General features: G+C 55.8%; 2 protein-coding genes and 1 pseudogene. All 3 read right to left on the bottom strand.

Annotation, left to right across the window (positions count from 1 at the left end):
* Positions 1-1,181: coiled-coil domain-containing protein (locus FZZ93_RS18100; protein ID WP_223111808.1), on the bottom strand; the 1,181-nt coding region annotated here is incomplete at its 3' end.
* Positions 1,182-1,216: 35 nt separating this feature from the next.
* Entirely contained in the window at positions 1,217-1,606 is a 390-nt protein-coding gene (locus FZZ93_RS18095; protein ID WP_149323690.1) for a hypothetical protein, read from the bottom strand.
* Positions 1,607-2,105: 499 nt separating this feature from the next.
* Positions 2,106-2,372, bottom strand: a pseudogene (locus FZZ93_RS18090) (hypothetical protein); the annotation flags it as partial.

The following is a 2,372-nucleotide window of genomic DNA, read 5'->3' as shown; positions in this document are numbered from 1 at the left end:
TTAGGCACCTCAACTCCCGGCAGGTTGAGACGAAGGTTCAAGGAACTCGCCGGCGGTTCCGGCCCCACCGGCATGGCACTCATACGTGGCGGCTGTTCGCCGCGGCGCCAAAGCACCGGCTTACCATGCACCTCAGCGAGATGCTGATGGTGTGCCTCAAGATCCCAGCCCTCCGGCTCATCACCCCAGACGCTGTTCTGGCACCACTGCTGCAGCGGCGAGAGCGAGTAGTGCTCGTAGAGCAACTCGCCCACGACGACCAGCACAACGCCAACGGCGGCGACCCAATTTAGCGGTACCGCCAGGCGTAACAGGCGTAAACGCAACAATACAGCAGACGTGCCCCGAATTTTCCCCATCAGCCCAGCAAGACCAATTGGCAAGGTGCCACCAACAATGGCGACATCGCCTGCCAAGGCGATACCGGCCGCCAGACGCTGACGGCCAGTATCGGCGCGCCCCAACTTCGAGGCCTGACGAAATAAATCCACGAATGCTGCAACAAACGAGAACCATGCCACGCCGATCATCGCGCCATTGGTCAACCGCGCCCAATCGTCTAGATGATCCAGGCTGCCGGCCGCCTGCTGTACCGCCGACTGGAAGAACTTGCCTTCGTAGAGGCGTCGATAGCGGGTATCGTGAAGGATTTCCAGCACGCTTGCCGTGGCGGCAATCGTCCCGAAAGCACCGGACAAAACATTCATGGTAGCTTCGCCATACCGCTCCCCGGTGCGCCAGGCTGTCCACCACTGCTGTATGGCGCCGATAAATAGATACCCATTGAGCACTAGCATTAAACCACTTAGTCCCACCGGCACGGCGCGCCCCGGGGCAATATCCCCCTGTTCATTACGAAACAGAGCATCCAATGCACTCTGATCCTGCAGCGCCTGACGAACCTGGCTACGCTCATTCAACGCCGCTCGGGAAGCCTGTTCGCTAAGCCCGAATACTTTAAAGGCCTGATTACCCGCTTCATCGAGGGGATAAGTAGCCTCGGCCAACTCATCGAGCACGCCGGCCAATGCATGCCGCTGCCGACGAACAGCCGCTCGCGCCTGGCGAATCCGCGTATCATAAACCCGTTTGGGAAGTTGCTGGCGCTGGCGTTCCAGTGCCCGTTCGATGCGACTCGCGCTTTCCACCTCATTCGCCAGGCTCTCGGCACGCTGCAGCATTTATCAAGGAGAAGGTTGTCCTACAACATACCAACTCAGAAAAACCAATCTTTCATATAAAGACACACCCCTACCACCCCGATGAACAGCGCAGAGGGAATGTAAGTATAAATGGGGAAAGCCACTATAAATCTTACTTTTCTCGGCAACATCTTAATATCTATCGACTCACGAGCTTTGGGAAACTTTTTTCGCACAAAATGTGAATCAGTAAACAGAACAAAAACACCATAGCTAACTGCTCTCCCCATCCCCCATGGCCATAACCCCTTAACTCCTCTATGGGGAAAATCCGGACTATCAAAATAGCCATCTATTTCCTCTAAATACATCAACAAAATCATCCACCACACCAATAGCGACAACAGGCTTATCGCCCCCACCAAAAGTATCAATATACCCAGAGAAAGTTTAAGATCGATCATTGTGACGTTCCATATATGGCTTCACCTACCCATTCACCACCTTGCTCCATGGCCGCGCCACCAACCACTCCACCTGCGTAACCCGCACTTCCTACCAGTAAGACCCCACAAGCTAGCGTCGCTATACCTCCCGTAGGGACTCCCAACGCCAAACAAACCCCTCCCGTCATATAACCCGCAGCAATGCCTGAAACAGTACCAAAAGCGGCACTTCCTACAAAGCTTGCCCCTTCTCTCACTCGAGCAATATTGCACTCATTCTCGCGCCCAGAAGCACAGGCTTCACGAGTTTTTTCATAAGCAGAAATTCCACTGAGACCCAACCCAACCAGCGGCCCCTATCCACTTACTTGCATTAGCAATATTCGTATAGTGATCGGCATAACCTGGTACTCCTGAAGCTGCCGATCCCGCCTGGCGCCATTGATGTACCGTACTTTTATTGGGGCATCAGAGCCTCGATGAATGGCAGCTAATGCCCCGATTGCGACGACAAGGTTTATCCCGAGTGAGCGGCGAAAGGCACGCTTCGATAGGCAGGCTTCGGCGCCTCGCCGGCGCCTGACTGGCCAAAACGCTCCTCCACCGGCCCCAGGTCGAGGAAGGTCTCGCCGCGCTCGTAGGCGGCCTCCACCTGACGGCTCAGATCGGTGAGCTCCTCGGACGGTTTGGCCCATTCGGCTTCGGGAAGCGGCTGTGACCATTCTGCCAGCCAGCCTTCGGGGGCTGCCTTGGGTAACACGTGATTGACTCGGTACTCGGTGTA

Origin of the sequence: Halomonas eurihalina, from assembly GCF_008274785.1 — a bacterium.
GTDB classification, from domain to species: domain Bacteria; phylum Pseudomonadota; class Gammaproteobacteria; order Pseudomonadales; family Halomonadaceae; genus Halomonas; species Halomonas eurihalina.
This window is presented reverse-complemented; position numbering and strand designations above follow the sequence as displayed.

Excerpts from the sequence above, each read along its gene's own strand:
- FZZ93_RS18095 (WP_149323690.1), bottom strand. The coding sequence starts at position 1,606 with ATGATCGATCTTAAACTTTCTCTGGGTATATTGATACTTTTGGTGGGG.